This window comes from Pararobbsia alpina, assembly GCF_902859895.1.
GTDB lineage: Bacteria > Pseudomonadota > Gammaproteobacteria > Burkholderiales > Burkholderiaceae > Pararobbsia > Pararobbsia alpina.
The window spans coordinates 14,922-30,443 of record NZ_CADIKM010000020.1; the positions used below are offsets into that span (position 1 = coordinate 14,922).

At 64.7% G+C, this 15,522-nt stretch carries 10 protein-coding genes and 2 pseudogenes; 4 read left to right on the top strand and 8 right to left on the bottom strand.

Annotated elements, in window-relative coordinates; genetic code table 11:
• The first annotated feature begins 126 nt into the window (after positions 1-126).
• The gene (alr, locus tag HV670_RS18525) at positions 127-1,197 is read left to right on the top strand and encodes an alanine racemase (protein WP_175106278.1); all 1,071 of its coding nucleotides are present in this window, start codon (positions 127-129) and stop codon (positions 1,195-1,197) included.
• A 31-nt stretch (positions 1,198-1,228) separates the two neighbouring features.
• Entirely contained in the window at positions 1,229-2,608 is a 1,380-nt protein-coding gene (gene radA, locus HV670_RS18530; RefSeq protein ID WP_175106280.1) for a DNA repair protein RadA, read from the top strand.
• Here the strand turns inward: radA and HV670_RS18535 are convergent.
• A complete protein-coding gene (locus HV670_RS18535) occupies positions 2,592-4,583 on the bottom strand; it encodes an ATP-binding cassette domain-containing protein (RefSeq protein ID WP_175106359.1) in 1,992 nt (663 codons plus the stop codon). The two genes, radA and HV670_RS18535, sit on opposite strands and share 17 nt — an antisense overlap.
• Before the next feature lie 70 nt (positions 4,584-4,653).
• On the opposite strand from HV670_RS18535, the gene HV670_RS18540 reads away from it, so the two are divergent.
• Positions 4,654-5,136, top strand: coding sequence for a glutathione peroxidase (locus HV670_RS18540; protein WP_175106282.1), 483 nt, complete (start codon positions 4,654-4,656; stop codon positions 5,134-5,136).
• Positions 5,137-5,289: 153 nt separating this feature from the next.
• Here HV670_RS18540 and HV670_RS32250 read toward each other — a convergent pair.
• The 7 genes and pseudogenes from HV670_RS32250 to dapC form a co-directional block, all read right to left on the bottom strand.
• Positions 5,290-5,862, bottom strand: a pseudogene (locus HV670_RS32250) (phospholipase D-like domain-containing protein); the annotation flags it as partial.
• 191 nt (positions 5,863-6,053) lie between these two features.
• A pseudogene (locus tag HV670_RS32255) lies at positions 6,054-6,906 on the bottom strand (phospholipase D-like domain-containing protein); the annotation flags it as partial.
• 62 nt (positions 6,907-6,968) lie between these two features.
• The gene (gene prmB / locus HV670_RS18550) at positions 6,969-7,862 is read right to left on the bottom strand and encodes a 50S ribosomal protein L3 N(5)-glutamine methyltransferase (RefSeq protein ID WP_175106284.1); all 894 of its coding nucleotides are present in this window, start codon (positions 7,860-7,862) and stop codon (positions 6,969-6,971) included.
• A gap of 51 nt (positions 7,863-7,913) precedes the next feature.
• Positions 7,914-9,053 (bottom strand): succinyl-diaminopimelate desuccinylase, encoded by a 1,140-nt coding sequence (gene dapE / locus HV670_RS18555; RefSeq protein ID WP_175106285.1) that lies wholly within the window; start codon positions 9,051-9,053, stop codon positions 7,914-7,916.
• A 14-nt stretch (positions 9,054-9,067) separates the two neighbouring features.
• Complete coding sequence (locus tag HV670_RS18560; RefSeq protein ID WP_246257672.1) at positions 9,068-9,427, bottom strand: arsenate reductase; 360 nt, start codon at positions 9,425-9,427, stop codon at positions 9,068-9,070.
• 2 nt (positions 9,428-9,429) lie between these two features.
• Positions 9,430-10,260: a 2,3,4,5-tetrahydropyridine-2,6-dicarboxylate N-succinyltransferase gene (gene dapD, locus HV670_RS18565; RefSeq protein WP_175106287.1), complete on the bottom strand. Its 831-nt coding sequence runs from the start codon at positions 10,258-10,260 to the stop codon at positions 9,430-9,432.
• Between the two features lie 110 nt (positions 10,261-10,370).
• The gene (gene dapC, locus HV670_RS18570; protein ID WP_175106289.1) at positions 10,371-11,585 is read right to left on the bottom strand and encodes a succinyldiaminopimelate transaminase; all 1,215 of its coding nucleotides are present in this window, start codon (positions 11,583-11,585) and stop codon (positions 10,371-10,373) included.
• 392 nt (positions 11,586-11,977) lie between these two features.
• On the opposite strand from dapC, the gene smc reads away from it, so the two are divergent.
• The gene (gene smc / locus HV670_RS18575) at positions 11,978-15,496 is read left to right on the top strand and encodes a chromosome segregation protein SMC (protein WP_175106291.1); all 3,519 of its coding nucleotides are present in this window, start codon (positions 11,978-11,980) and stop codon (positions 15,494-15,496) included.
• The last annotated feature ends 26 nt before the right edge of the window (positions 15,497-15,522 follow it).

The window sequence follows — 15,522 nt, forward strand, 5'->3', positions numbered from 1 at the left end:
CCCGGGGCCGGCGCTGCATCGCCGCCGGCAAGCGGCATATCCTGTCTGGAAGGGTTGTGTGCCCGGCTTTATAACATGAAAATAGAGAAGTTCCGACTAGCGTAAGTCTTTATCCATAAGCCGTTCATGCCGCGTCCAATCTCAGCCACTGTTCATACCGCCGCGCTGGCGAATAATCTTGCTGTCGTGCGCCGCGCCGCGCCGCGCTCGAAAGTCTGGGCCATCGTCAAGGCCAATGCCTATGGGCATGGACTTGCGCGCGCCTTTCCCGGTCTGCGGGCGACCGACGGCTTCGGTCTGCTCGACCTCGACGAGGCCGTGCGATTGCGCGAACTGGGCTGGGCCGGGCCGATCCTCTTACTTGAGGGTTTCTTCAAACCGGTCGATCTCGAAATTGTCGACCGGTATAGCCTGAGCGTCACCGTCCACTGCGACGACCAGTTGCGCATGATCGAAACCGCGCGCCTCTCGCGTCCGCTGAACGTTCAGCTGAAAATGAACACGGGCATGAACCGGCTCGGTTACACACCCGAACGGTACCGTACGGCATGGGAACGTGCACGGCATACGCCCGCGATCGGACAGATCGTCCTGATGACGCACTTCTCGGATGCGGACGGCGCGCGCGGCGTCCAACATCAGCTCGCGGCGTTCGAGCGCGGTGCGGACGGCATCGCCGGCGCGCGCACCCTTGCGAACTCGGCCGCGACGCTCTGGCACCCCGCGACTCACTTTGACTGGGTACGGCCGGGCGTGATGCTGTACGGCGGTTCGCCGTCGGGCGTCGCCGCGGATATCGCCACGAGCGGTCTCGAGCCCTCGATGACGCTTGCCAGCGAAATCATTGGGGTCCAGAACCTCGCGGCAGGCGATACTGTCGGTTACGGCTCGCGATTCACGGCCGAGCGGCCGGTCAGACTTGGCATCGTTGCCTGCGGCTATGCCGACGGCTATCCGCGCCATGCACCGACGGGTACGCCGATCGCGGTCAACGGAATTCGCACACGGACTGTCGGACGCGTATCGATGGACATGATCGCGGTCGACCTGAGCACGGTCCCCGATGCGGGTGTCGGCGCAGACGTCGAGCTTTGGGGTCCCAACGTTTCGATTGACGAAGTCGCCCAGGCGAGCGATACGATCGGTTATGAACTGATGTGCGCGGTCGCGCCGCGCGTACCGATCCGCGCGGACTGACGCGAATTGATCTAAAAGGCCGAAGAAGTCGATGGTTAAAAGCAAGACGGTCTATGTCTGCAGCGCCTGTGGCGCGCAGTCGTCCAAATGGCAGGGGCAGTGCACGGCCTGCAATGCATGGAACACGCTGGTCGAGACGGTCGCCGATGCGCCGGGAAACGGCCATCGCTTCCAGTCGCTTGCGCAGCGGTCTCCCGTACGCAAGCTCGCGCATATCGACGCGGCCGATGTGCCGCGCTTCACGACGGGCATCGGTGAGTTCGATCGCGTATTGGGCGGCGGGCTCGTGCAGGGTGGCGTCGTGCTGATCGGGGGTGACCCCGGGATCGGCAAATCGACGCTGCTGCTCCAGTCGCTCGCGGCGATGGCGCGCGAGCGCAAGGCGCTCTATGTGAGCGGCGAAGAATCGGGCGCGCAGATCGCCTTGCGTGCGCAACGGCTCGGCCTGACCGAGCCCGGTTCCGGGGCTTCCGAACTCGGCCTGCTCGCGGAGATCCAGCTCGAGCGGATCCAGGCGACGATCGATGCCGAGCGGCCGGAGATCGCGGTGATCGACTCGATCCAGACCATCTATTCGGATGCGCTGACCTCGGCGCCCGGCTCGGTCGCGCAGGTCCGCGAATGTGCGGCGCAACTGACGCGAGTTGCCAAGCAGCTCGGCGTGACGATCATCATGGTCGGCCATGTCACGAAGGAGGGCGCGCTGGCGGGTCCGCGCGTGCTCGAGCACATCGTGGATACCGTGTTGTACTTCGAGGGCGATACGCACTCGTCGTACCGCCTCGTACGCGCGATCAAGAACCGCTTTGGCGCGGTCAACGAGCTCGGCGTGTTTGCCATGACCGATAAGGGGCTGCGCGGGGTCGCCAATCCTTCGGCCTTGTTCCTTTCGCAGCATGAGCAACAGGTCGCGGGCTCATGCGTGCTCGTCACCCAGGAGGGCACTCGGCCACTGCTCGTCGAGGTACAGGCTCTGGTCGACACCGCGCAGGTGCCGAATCCGCGCCGTCTGGCCGTGGGGCTCGAGCAGAACCGGCTGGCAATGTTGCTGGCGGTGCTGCATCGGCATGCGGGAATCGGCTGCTTCGATCAGGACGTGTTCCTGAACGCGGTCGGTGGCGTCAAGATCGCGGAGCCCGCGGCCGACGTCGCGGTATTGCTCGCGATCCATTCTTCAATGCGCAACAAGCCGCTGCCCAAGGGCCTCGTCGTGTTCGGCGAGGTCGGCCTGGCCGGCGAGATTCGTCCATCGCCGCGCGGCCAGGATCGGCTCAAGGAAGCCGCCAAACTCGGCTTCAGCGTCGCGCTGATCCCGAAGGCGAACGCACCGAAGCAGCCGATCGACGGCCTTCAGGTCATCGCCGTCGACCGCATCGAGCAGGCCATCGACCGCATCAGAGGGTTGGAGTGACGCCTGAGCGTGCCGCCGCCTCCAGCTCCTCCAGTGCTTCCTGCGCCTCGAGCCAGTCCGACTCGACCTGGGCGAGCTTGACCGCCACCTCACCCTGCCTGCGCAGCGCCTCGGTCAGGGCGCTTTTCTTCGCTGGCTCGTAGCTCGCGGGGTCAGCGATCAGGATGTCGAGCTTCGCTTTCTCGGTGTTGAGCTTTTCGAGTTCGCCTTCGAGTTTGTTGATCTTGTTCTGCAGAGGCCGGCGCTGTTGCGCGAGCTTCTGGCGCGCTTCAGCTTCGACGCGCTTCTGCTCCTTGCGTTCCGATGGATTTTGCGCGCCCGCAGCCGTTGCCGCGGTCTGGGCGCGTTTCTCGGCGGCGTGCTGGAGCAGCCAGTCGCGATAGTCGTCGAGGTCGCCGTCAAAAGGCTGGAGCCGATGATTGGCGACGAGCAGGAATTGGTCCGTCGTCGCGCGCAGCAGATGCCGGTCATGCGACACGACGATCAGCGTGCCCTCGAATTGCGCAAGGGCCATGGTCAGGGCGTGACGCGTTTCGAGGTCGAGGTGGTTGGTCGGTTCATCGAGCAGCAGCAGGTTCGGCTTCTGCCAGATGATCAGCGCAAGCGCGAGGCGCGCCTTCTCGCCGCCCGAGAACGGCGCGATCGAGGAACTGGCCATGTCGCCGCGGAAGTTGAAGCCGCCGAGAAAGTCCCTGAGTTCCTGCTCCCGCGTATCGGGTGCAAGACGGGCCATATGGGCAAGCGGCGAGTCGTCGTGGCGCAGCGTCTCGACCTGATGCTGGGCGAAATATCCGATCTGCAGGCCCTTGCCCGGACGAACCGAGCCGGCTAGCGCCGGCAGCACGCCCGCAAGCGTCTTGATCAGCGTCGATTTGCCCTGGCCATTCGCGCCCAGCAGGCCGATGCGCTGGCCGTTCTGCACCGACAGCGTCACGCCGTCGACGATGACGATACCGCCCGAACCCGAACCCGAACCCGAACCCGAATCTGCGTCCACCCCGTCGACCCGATACCCGCAACGCACGTCTTCGAGCGTCAGCATCGGATTGGGTGCCGAGTCCGGCTCCCGGAACGAAAACGTGAATGGCGAGGAGATATGCGCAGGGGCGATCAGCTCCATGCGTTCGAGCGCCTTGACCCGGCTCTGTGCCTGACGCGCCTTGGTCGCCTGCGCCTTGAAGCGATCGACGAAGCTCTGCAGATGCGCGATGGTCCGCTGCTGCTTCTGAAATGCGCTCTGCTGAAGCGTCAGTTGTTGCGCACGCAGGATCTCGAACTGCGTGTAGTTGCCGCCATAGCGCTTGACCCGAAGGTTCTCGATATGAAGCGTCACATTGCAGATCGCATCGAGGAACTCGCGATCGTGCGAGATCACGACGAGCGTACCCGGGTAGCGCCGCAGCCAGTCTTCGAGCCAGACGATCGCGTCGAGGTCCAGGTGGTTGGTCGGTTCGTCGAGCAGCAGCAGATCGGACGGGCACATGAGCGCCTGCGCGAGGTTCAGCCGCATGCGCCAGCCGCCCGAAAACGAGGCGACGCTCGACCGTGTCTGCTCGAGCGTGAAACCCAGGCCGAGCAGCAGCGCTTCGGCGCGCGCGGGCGCCGTATAGCCGTCCGCATCGGCGAATGCCGCATGCGCTTCGCCTTCGGCATGCCCGTCGTGGGCCGCCGACGCCGCGGTGATGCGCGCCTCGGCCGAACGCAGGACCACGTCGCCGTCGAGCGTATAGTCAAGGGCAGTGCGCTCGACGGCGGGCGTTTCCTGCGCGACGTGGGCGATGCGCCAGGTCGGCGGGAACTGGAGGTCGCCCGCATCGGGATGCAGGTGATCGCGCAGCATCGCGAACAACGTGGACTTGCCGGCCCCGTTCGCGCCGACCAGGCCGGCTTTTTCACCGGGGTTCAGCGTGAACGTGGTGTTGTCGAACAGCGGCTTGGTACCACGTGCGAGAGAAACCTGATTGAAGCGAATCACGTCGTCGACCAGAATGCGAAAACCGCTATTGTAGTGTTCCGCATCACCCATTACCGATAAGGAATAGTCGATGGACACGATCTACTCGTTTTCCGCGCCCGCGCTCGATGGTTCGCTGGTCAGTTTCGAGCGTTATCGAGGCAAGGTCCTGCTGATCGTCAATACCGCGAGCGAATGCGGTTTCACACCTCAATACGAAGGGCTGCAGAATCTCCACGAAAAATATCGCGAGCGCGGGCTCGCGGTGCTCGGCTTTCCATGCAACCAGTTCGGCAAACAGGAGCCGGGCGATGCCGCGCAGATCGGTGCGTTCTGCGAGAAGAATTACGGCGTCTCGTTTCAGATGTTCGACAAGATCGATGTGAACGGCGATGATGCCCATCCGCTCTACAAGTACCTGAAGGACGAAGCCCCGGGCTTGCTCGGCCTCGAGGGGATCAAGTGGAACTTCACGAAATTCCTCGTCGATCGCAACGGCGAAGTGACACAGCGCTACGCGCCGCTGACCAAGCCGGACGCGATGGAACGGGATATTGAGCAGTTGCTGTCCTGAAGGCGTGCATGGCGGCCCACTGGCTGCCATGCGCAAGGAAGCCGGCAGGCCCGGCGCGCTTTTCGGCGAGGGGCGAATCGCGAGTGGCGCATCAAGTTGCGCGAGCTTCGCCGAAGCCTCCTGCCGAGCCTTCGCGCTCGCGCGGCCCGCTCGTCAGAGCACGGGCGAAAACAGCCTGGCCATCGTCATCAGCATGCGGTGCCACAAGGGCGCCCCGCTGTATTCAGTGCGATCGATTTCGCGTGAGTGAGCGAAGTCTTCCGCGAGCATTGCGGCAACTCTATTCGCAAATTCGTGGTCGACCGTCAGCACAATGATCTCGAAATTGAGGCGGAACGACCGGTTGTCGAGATTGGCCGTGCCGATCGATGCCGTGTGCTCGTCGATCAGCATGACCTTCTGATGCAGGAAGCCCGGCTCGTAGCGATAGATCCGGATGCCCGCGCAAATCGCGTCGTGCGCATAGAGCGTCGAAGCCGCGAAGACGACGAAGTGATCGCGGCGCGCCGGAATCATGATCCGCACGTCGACGCCGCGCATCACCGCAAGCCGCAAGGCGGCGAACACGGCCTCGTCCGGCACGAAATAAGGCGTCGTGATCCACACCCGGCGCCGGGCCGCGTTGATCGCCTCGACAAAGAACAGCGAGGCGGTTTCCTGGAGGTCCGCAGGGCCGGTCGCCAGGACCTGGCAACGCATCGTGTGGCCGGGCAGGGTCTCGTGCGGCCCCTCTTCTCCATCGCCGGGCACCTGCTGGAGCACCGGCGGAGGCAGGGGAGCGAGTTTCACCACGGCTTCGGCCTGATCCGTCTCCGGCGTGGCCTCGGCAGACGCGTCGTCGGCCGCCAGGGCGACGAGTTCCGCGACGCGCTCGTCGAGTTCCGTCGATCCGGCGATCAGCGATGCGGCCTTGAATTCGGGCAGGCGCTGCGTGACCCAGTACCAGTCTTCGAGAAACACGAACTGCACATGGGCCACAACGGGACCGCGCAGTTCGACATGCGTGTCGCGCCACGGCGAAAGCCGCTGTTTTTCCCCGAGATACTCGACACCGACATTGTGGCCGCCGAGAAAGGCGCGCCTGCCGTCGACCACCACGATCTTGCGGTGGTTACGGAAATTGAGCTGGAAACGATTGCTGAATTTGCGTGTGGCAAAGGCGTGGATCTCGACGTTGCCGGCACGCAGTGTATCGACATAGGCGCGCGGCAGATCGGTGGAGCCGATGCCGTCGTAGAGAAAATAGACCTTGACGCCCGCGGCCGCGCGCGCGAGCAGTTTGTCGCGCAAGGTACGGCCGAGATGATCGTCGCGCACGATGAAGAACTGGATGGCAATGTAGTGCTCCGCGTGATCGATCGCATCGAAGATCGCGTCGAACGTCGCAGTGCCATTGACGAGCAGGCGCAATTTATTGCCCGGCACGAACGGCATGTCGGCGAGGAAGCCCAGGGCGCGCACCGTGTTCGCGCCGAGCAGTTTCGCCGCATGGCCGCCGTCGCCCCCGCGGCCAGCAAGATACGCATCGCGTGTCGCCGTGCGCATGCGCTGGTTGCCGAGCCGGCGCGCATCGACATAGCCCGAGAAGCGGCTGCTGCCGAGAAACAGATAGGGGATCAAGGTGAAGTAGGGCATCGCGACCAGCGCGACGGCCCAAGCGACCGCGCCCTGCGAGGTGCGGGTGTTCGCGACGGCGTGAAACGCGGCCAGTACACCGAGCACATGGGCAAGCAGGATCAGCGAGCCGATGTGCAGGGCGTCTGGGGTTATCCAGGAGGCGATCATCGGGTCAGGCGTATATCGGACATGACGAGCCTCGGTGGCCTTGTCCCTCAGTCCGGCAGGTCGGCGGCGCGGATCAGGAAGACGGCGTCGTCGCCCGCGCTCGTGGTCAACCAGCTCAATTCGAGGCCGCCGAACGCCGCCTCGACATGTTCGCGCTCGTTGCCGATCTCGACGACCAGCACGCCCTCGGGCGTCAGCCAGCGTTTCGCGCCGGAGATGATGCGCTGGACGATGGTCATGCCATTGGGGCCGCCGGCCAGCGCGATCGACGGCTCATGCAAGTATTCGGGCGGCAGGGCGTCCATCGACGCCTGGTTCACATAGGGCGGGTTGCTCAGGATCACATCGTAGCGCCGTTCGGGCAGCGGCTCGTAAAGATCGCCTTCGAACAATGCAATTCGGTCGTCGAGCTGGTAGTCCGTGACGTTGCGCTGGGCGACTTCGAGCGCCGGATGCGAAATATCGACGGCATCGATATCCGCGTTTTCAAACGCGGCCGCGGCGAGAATCGCGAGGCAGCCCGAGCCGGTGCACAGTTCGAGCACGGCGCCCACCTGCTCGGGATCGTCGACCCAGGGCGTGAGCCGGTCCTGCAGCAACTCGCCGATCAACGAGCGCGGCACGATCACGCGTTCGTCGACATAGAAGCGAAAGCCGTGCATCCACGCTTCCTGCGTGAGATAAGCCGCGGGTACGCGGTCGGTGGCGCGGCGCTCGATGATCTGCATGACCGCGGCAATCTCGTCTTCGGCCAAGCGGGCGTCGAAAAAGGGCTCGAGCGTATCGAGCGGCAGATCCAGGGTGTGCAGGATCAGATAGGCCGCTTCATCGTACGCATTGGTCGTGCCGTGGCCGAATGAGATGCCGGCCTTGTTGAAGCGCGAGGTCGCGTAGCGGAGCAGGTCGCGCACAGTGGTGAATGGATGGGACGGATTCGGCATGGTCGGTTTCAGGCTCTGCGATCTGCATCGCGGGACAACGGTGAACGGAACTCAGGCGACCAACTTCTCGAGCACGCGGCGATAGACGTTCTTCAACGGCTCGACGAATGCCAGCTCGATATGTTCGTCGATCTTGTGAATAGTCGCATTCGGCGGACCGAACTCGATGACCTCGGGACAGATCTTCGCAATGAAACGGCCATCGGAGGTGCCCCCGGTCGTCGACAGTGCGGGCTCGATCCCGAGCTCGTCGTGGATTGCCCCACTCAGCGCCGCCGAAAGATCGCCGCGGGGCGTCAGGAAGGGCTCGCCGCCGAGCGTCCAGGCGATCGTGTAGTCGAGCCCGTGTGCATTGAGAATCGCATGCACGCGCTGCTTGAGATTCTCTTCGGTGCTGGCCGTCGAAAAACGGAAGTTGAAATCGATCGTCACCGTGCCCGGAATCACATTTGTCGCTCCGGTGCCCCCGTGGATGTTCGACATCTGCCAGCTGGTCGGCGGAAAATATTCGTTGCCCTGGTCCCATTCGACCCGCGCGAGATCCGAGAGCGCGGGTGCGGCCAGGTGGATCGGATTCTTCGCCAGATGCGGATAGGCGATATGCCCCTGCACGCCCTTGACGACCAGCTTGCCCGAGAGCGAGCCGCGGCGGCCGTTCTTGACCATGTCGCCGAGGGTGTCGACCGAGGTAGGCTCGCCGACCACGCAGTAGTCGAGCCGTTCGCCGCGCGCCTGCAGTGCCTCGACGACCTTGACCGTGCCGTCGGTCGCCGGGCCTTCTTCGTCGCTCGTGAGCAGCAGGGCGATCGAGCCTGCATGGTCCGGATGGGCGGCAATGAATTCCTCGCTCGCGACGACGAAACCGGCCACCGAAGTCTTCATATCCGCCGCGCCGCGGCCAAAGAGCTTGCCGTCGCGCTGTGTCGGCACGAACGGCGCCGACTGCCAGGCTTCGACGGGGCCGGTCGGCACCACGTCGGTGTGGCCCGCGAACACGAGCAGCTTGCCCTCGCGCGCGGCCCGGCCGCGCTTGACAGCCCACAGATTGGTGACATCGCTGGAGACGATCGTCTCACAGTCGAAGCCCGCGGCCTCGAGCCGGCGCACGATGATCGCCTGGCAATCGAGATCGTCGGGCGTCACCGATGCGCGGGCGATCAGTTCTTCGGTAAGAGCGAGCGTGCGGGTCATGGGATATCAGGGAGTCAAAACAGGGTCGCGTACTCGTCCGCGACAAAACCGACGGCCTTCACCTTGCCGTCGACGACCAGCACGGGACGCTTGATGACCGACGGCTTGTCGATCATCAGTGCGATCGCACCGGCCGGTTCGGCGGCCGCTGCCTTGAGCGCGTCAGGCAGCGCGCGCCAGGTCGTGCCGCGGCGATTGAGCAGCGTCTCGAGCGGTACTTGCCCGAGCCACGCACGCACGGTCGCCGCATCGATGCCGACTTTTTTGTAGTCGTGAAACGCGAACACGACACCGTGCGACTCGAGCCACACGCGAGCCTTCTTGACGGTGTCGCAGTTCGGGATGCCGTGCACGACGATCCGGTGCGCGCCCACGTTCAGTCGCCCCGCAGCAATTCGTTGAGACCGGTCTTCGAGCGCGTCTGCGCGTCGACCTTCTTGACGATGATCGCCGCGTACAGGCTGTAGCTGCCGTCCTTGCTCGGCAGGCTGCCCGCGACCACGACCGAGCCGGGCGGCACGCGGCCGTAGTGGACTTCGCCTGTTTCACGATCGTAGATCTTGGTGCTTTGTCCGAGGAAGACGCCCATCGAGATCACCGAGTTCTCGCCGACGATGACCCCTTCGACGACTTCCGAACGTGCGCCGATAAAGCAGTTGTCTTCGATGATCACGGGGTTGGCCTGCAGCGGCTCGAGCACGCCGCCGATGCCGACACCGCCCGAGAGGTGCACGTTCTTGCCGATCTGCGCGCAGGAACCCACTGTCGCCCAGGTATCGACCATCGTGCCTTCATCGACATAGGCGCCGATGTTCGTGAACGAGGGCATCAGCACGACGTTGCGGCCGATGAACGAGCCGCGCCGCGCGATCGCGGGGGGCACCACGCGGAAACCACCGGCCGCGAAGTCGGCCTCGGTGTACGAGGCGAACTTGCTCGGCACCTTGTCGTAGAACTGCGAATAGCCGCCGGCCGGCATCACGGCGTTGTCCTCGAGACGGAACGACAGCAGCACGGCCTTCTTGATCCACTGGTTGACGACCCAGTCGCCGTCCTTCTTCTCGGCGACGCGCAGCGTGCCCTTGTCGAGTTCGGCGAGCACGTGCTCCACCGCGTCGCGGATTTCCTGCGGGGCGTGCTTGGGCGCGAGCTCGGCGCGGTTTTCCCACGCGTTGTCAATGAGGGTTTGCAGTTGTTGGTGCGACATGGATAAGCCTGATTATGTTGGAAAGAGTGTTCAGCAGATTCGGTGTCCGGCCGCCAGGGGGCGCAGGCGCTCCCGAACACGGAGGGCGGGGCAGGATGCGCGCCCGCGCATCATGCGGCCCGCGTCTGGGCCAGCCCTTCGCAGAACGCGACGATGCGCTGCGCGCCCTCGACGCATTCGGCGACGCTCGCGACCAGTGCGATACGCACGAAGCCGCTGCCGGGGTTGGTGCCGTGGGCATCGCGAGCGAGATAGGAGCCCGGCAGCACCGTCACATTATATTCAGCGTACAAACGGCTCGCGAAGCCTTCATCGCCGAGCCCCGAACGCCTGACGTCGACCCACAGGTAGAACGCGGCGTCGGGCAGCCGCACATCGAGCACGCTCGCGAGCATCGGCGTGACCGTGCGGAATTTTTCCGCATACATCGTGCGGTTCTCGATCACATGGGCCTCGTCGCCCCAGGCGGCAATGCTCGCCGACTGGGTGACCGGGCTCAGTGCGCAGCCGTGGTAGGTCCGGTAGAGCAGGAAGCGTTTCATCAGGGCGGCGTCGCCGGCGACGAACCCCGAACGCATGCCTGGTACGTTCGAGCGCTTGGACAGGCTCGACAGCACGATCAGGCGCGTCCAGTCCCGACCGAGCCGGCGCGCCGCTTCGAGCGCGCCGAGCGGTGGCGCGCCTTCGTCGAAATAGATCTCCGAATAGCACTCGTCGGAGGCGATCACGAAGCCATGCCGATCCGACAGGGCAAAGAGTTCGCGCCAGTCGTCGAGCGTGAGCACCGCTCCGGTCGGATTGCCCGGCGAGCAGACATAGAGCAGTTGCGTGCGTGCCCAGACCTCGTCGGGCACGGCCGCATAGTCGCAGGCGAAATTGCGGGCGGGATCGCTGTTGGCGAACCAGGGCGTCGCGCCGGCGAGCAGCGCGGCGCCTTCATAGATCTGATAGAACGGATTCGGGCAGAGCACGACCGCGTCGGGCCTGCTGCCGTCGACGACGGTCTGTGCAAGCGCGAACAGGGCTTCGCGCGATCCGGCGACCGGCAGGATCTCGGTGACGGGATCGACTTCGACGTCGTAGCGTTTCCTGAGCCACGCGGCGATCGCCTTGCGCAGCGCTTCGCTGCCAGCCGTCGCCGGATAGGAGGCGAGTCCGTCGAGCGATGCGACGATCGCCTCCTTGATCAACGCGGGCGTCGGGTGCCGGGGTTCTCCGATGCCGAAGCTGATCGCCTTGTGCGCGGCGCTCGGCGTGACATGAGCAAATAGCGCGCGAAGTTTTTCGAACGGGTAGGGATGGAGCTTCTCGAGCAGCGGATTCACGGGCAGTGTCGGATCGGTGTCAGGATGTGTGCGGCGCCGCTTAGGTAACCAGGTTTCAATCACGTGCGCAGCGCATGTGTCGCCGCTTGTATGGCCACGTCTGTCGCCATACCCGCGAGCATGCGGATCAGCGCGCAAGTGGGCCAGCGATTATACCTGCGCGCGCCGCGCCAGTCGAAGCGGCAGCGCTTTGTGGCGCAGTGGCCGCGGGCCGCGCGCAACGCTCGCCCGGCTTTACCAAAACCACGGCCGATGCCGCGATGCCCGATGGTATGATTGCCACGCAGACTCGACTTAACCCCACCCCGATCCGGGGACGGTGGCTTGCCGCGTTCCGCGTTTTCTGGCACGCGCAGGCCAGTTCTTTTCACTTTTCAATCAGCGATTGCGCCGTGCGTCTCACCTCGATCAAACTCGCTGGCTTCAAATCATTTGTCGATCCGACGCAGTTTCAGGTCCCTGGCCAGCTGGTCGGCGTGGTGGGTCCGAATGGTTGCGGCAAATCGAACATCATCGACGCGGTGCGATGGGTGCTCGGCGAATCGCGAGCATCCGAACTGCGCGGCGAATCGATGCAGGACGTGATCTTCAACGGCTCGACCAACCGCAAGCCGGGCAGCCGCGCGAGCGTCGAACTGGTGTTCGACAACGGCGACGGCCGCGCGTCGGGCCAGTGGAGCACCTATGCCGAAATCGCCGTCAAGCGCGTGCTGACGCGCGACGGCACCTCGAGCTACTTCATCAACAATATGGCGGCACGACGCCGCGACATCCAGGACATCTTCCTGGGTACCGGCCTGGGTCCGCGCGCTTACGCGATCATCGGGCAAGGCATGATCTCGCGGATCATCGAGGCCAAGCCCGAAGACCTGCGCGTGTTCCTCGAAGAGGCCGCGGGCGTCTCGAAGTACAAGGAACGGCGCCGCGAGACCGAGAACCGCCTCAATGACACGCGCGAAAACCTTACGCGCGTCGAGGATATCGTCCGCGAACTCGGCAGCAATCTCGAGAAGCTCGAAGGGCAGGCGGTCGTCGCGCAGAAGTTCAAGGAACTGCAGGCCGACGGTGAAGAGAAACAGCGCCTGTTGTGGCTGCTGCGCCGTAACGACGCACTCGATGAGCAGGCACGCCAGCTGCGCGCGATCGAAACCGCGCAGATCGACCTCGAGGCGCAGACCGCGAAGTTGCGCGAGATCGAGGCGAGCCTCGAGACCCAGCGTGTCGCGCACTATGCGGCGTCCGATGCGATGCAGGGCGCGCAGGGCGGTCTGTATGAGGCGAACGCCGAAGTCAGCCGGCTCGAAGCCGAGATCAAGTTCATCATCGAATCGCGCAATCGTGCGCAGGCCCAGATCGCCGCCTTGACCGCCCAGCGCCAGCAATGGCACGGCCAGGCCGAAGTCGCACGCGGCGATCTCGAACAGGCCGAGGAAACGCTCGCGATTGCGCAAGAGAAGAACGCCGTCGCGCACGAGACCGCGCATGCGCAGGTCGATGCGCTACCCGCGCTCGAGGCTCGCTGGCGCGATGTCCAGTCCGATCTCAACGAGCAGCGCGCGGGCATCGCCGAGGCCGAGCAGGTCATCAAGCTCGAGGCCGCGCACCAGCGCAACGCCGACCAGCATCTGCAGCAGTTGCAGGTGCGCGAAGAAAGGCTGCGCACCGAGTCGAAGGGGCTCGATGCCCCCGACGATGCGCAACTCGAAGAGCTGCGCATGCAGCTTGCCGAGCACGAAGAGATCCTCAGCGATGCGCAGGCGCGCCTCGCCGATGCGCAGGAAGCCCTGCCGCGCCTCGATGCCGAGCGCCGCGCCGCGCACGAGCGTGTGCTGGCCGAGTCCGCGCGGATCCATCAGCTCGAGGCCCGCCTCGCTGCGCTCAAGGCCTTGCAGGAAAACGTGCAAACCGATGGCAAGATCCAGCCGTGGCTCGACAAGCACGAGCTCGCCGGTCTGCCGCGGCTTTGGAAGAAGCTTCATATCGAACCGGGCTGGGAAACCGCGCTCGAGGCGGTGTTGCGCGAGCGCCTCGCGGCACTCGAGATCTCGAATCTCGACTGGGTCAAGTCGTTCGCGATCGATGCGCCGCCGGCCAAGCTCGCCTTCTTCTCACCGCCGGCCGCCGGCCGGCCGCAGGCACAGCCAGCTGGGCTGCGCCCCTTGCTGCCGCTGCTGCGCATCGACGATCCAGGCCTGCGCGCCGTGCTGACCGAATGGCTCGGCGCGGTGTTCATTGCCGACGACCTTGCGCAGGCGCTCGCGAGCCGTCAGCAACTGCCCGACAACGGGATATTCGTCGTCAAGGCGGGGCACCAGGTCACGCGCGTTGGCGTGCAGCTTTACGCGGCCGACTCCGAGCAGGCGGGCATGCTTGCGCGCCAGCAGGAAATCGAGAACCTGACGCGTGAAGTCCGCGCACAAGCGTTGCTGGCCGAAGAAGCGAAGGGCACTGAGATTCGCGCCGAGGCCGCGCATTCGCACGCAAGCCAGGCACTGGCCGAATTGCGCGGCGCAGCCGAGCGCGCGACGCAGCGCGTGCATGCGCTGCAGCTGGACGTGCTGAAGCTGAACCAGGCGCATGAACGCTATATCGCGCGGAGCACGCAGATCGGCGAAGAGCTGTCCGAGATCACCGCACAGATCGACGACCAGCGCGCGCTGCGCGCCGAGTCCGAAGCGAATTTCGAACAGGCCGACAGCCGGCTTGCCGAATTGCAGGCACGCTTTGAAGACCAGCAGCTTGCGTTCGAATCGCTCGACGAGGAACTGTCGCAGGCCCGGCACCAGGCACGCGAACTCGAACGCGCGGCGCAGCAGGCGCAGTACGAGGAGCGCAATGTGCTGGCGCGAATCGAGGAACTGAAGCGCACGATCCAGGTGGCGCATGACCAGCGCGAGCGCCTCGAGGTCACGCTCGAGGACGCGCGTGCGGAACTCGAGTCGATCAACGAGCAGACGGCCCATACCGGCCTGCAGGACGCGCTCGAGCTTCGGGCGGCGCGCGAGGCCGCGCTGTCGGCCGCGCGGATCGAACTCGATACGCTGACGGCTCAGCTGCGCCAGTCGGATGAAGCTCGCCTGGGCGTCGAACGTTCGCTGCAGCCTTTGCGCGACCGGATCACCGAACTCCAGCTCAAGGAGCAGGCCGCGCGGCTCAACCGCGAGCAGTTCGACGAACAGCTTCAACTGGCGGAAGTCGACGAAGCCGCGCTTGCCACAAAGCTCACGCCCGATCTCAAGCCCGCCTACCTGCAGGGCGAAGTCACGCGGCTCAACAATGCGATCGCCGCACTCGGGCCTGTCAACATGGCCGCGCTCGACGAACTGACGGCCGCGCGTGAACGCAAGGCCTTCCTCGACGCGCAGACCGCCGATCTGACGAGCGCAATCAATACGCTCGAAGACGCGATCCACAAGATCGACGAGGAAACCCGCGAGCTGCTCCAGGGCACGTTCAATGAAGTGAACCATCATTTCGGCGAACTGTTCCCGAAGCTGTTCGGCGGCGGTCAGGCGAAGCTGATCATGACCGGCGACGAAGTGCTCGATGCGGGGGTGCAGGTCCTGGCACAGCCGCCGGGCAAGAAGAACACCACGATTCACCTGCTCTCGGGCGGCGAGAAGGCCTTGACCGCGACCGCGCTGGTGTTCGCGATGTTCCAGCTGAATCCCGCGCCGTTCTGCCTGCTCGACGAAGTCGACGCACCGCTCGACGATGCGAATACGGAGCGGTTCGCGAATCTCGTGCGTTCGATGTCGGACAAGACGCAGTTCCTGTTCATCTCGCACAACAAGATCGCGATGGAAATGGCGCAACAGTTGATCGGCGTGACGATGCAGGAACAGGGCGTCTCACGGATCGTCGCAGTGGATATGGAATCGGCCGCGGGCTTTGTCCAGCAGGCGGCCTGAATACAGACAAACCAGGCAGTAAGGCA

Excerpts from the sequence above, each read along its gene's own strand:
- alr (WP_175106278.1), top strand. The coding sequence starts at position 127 with ATGCCGCGTCCAATCTCAGCCACTGTTCATACCGCCGCGCTGGCGAAT.
- radA (WP_175106280.1), top strand. The coding sequence starts at position 1,229 with ATGGTTAAAAGCAAGACGGTCTATGTCTGCAGCGCCTGTGGCGCGCAG.
- HV670_RS18540 (WP_175106282.1), top strand. The coding sequence starts at position 4,654 with ATGGACACGATCTACTCGTTTTCCGCGCCCGCGCTCGATGGTTCGCTG.
- prmB (WP_175106284.1), bottom strand. The coding sequence starts at position 7,862 with ATGCCGAATCCGTCCCATCCATTCACCACTGTGCGCGACCTGCTCCGC.
- dapE (WP_175106285.1), bottom strand. The coding sequence starts at position 9,053 with ATGACCCGCACGCTCGCTCTTACCGAAGAACTGATCGCCCGCGCATCG.
- dapD (WP_175106287.1), bottom strand. The coding sequence starts at position 10,260 with ATGTCGCACCAACAACTGCAAACCCTCATTGACAACGCGTGGGAAAAC.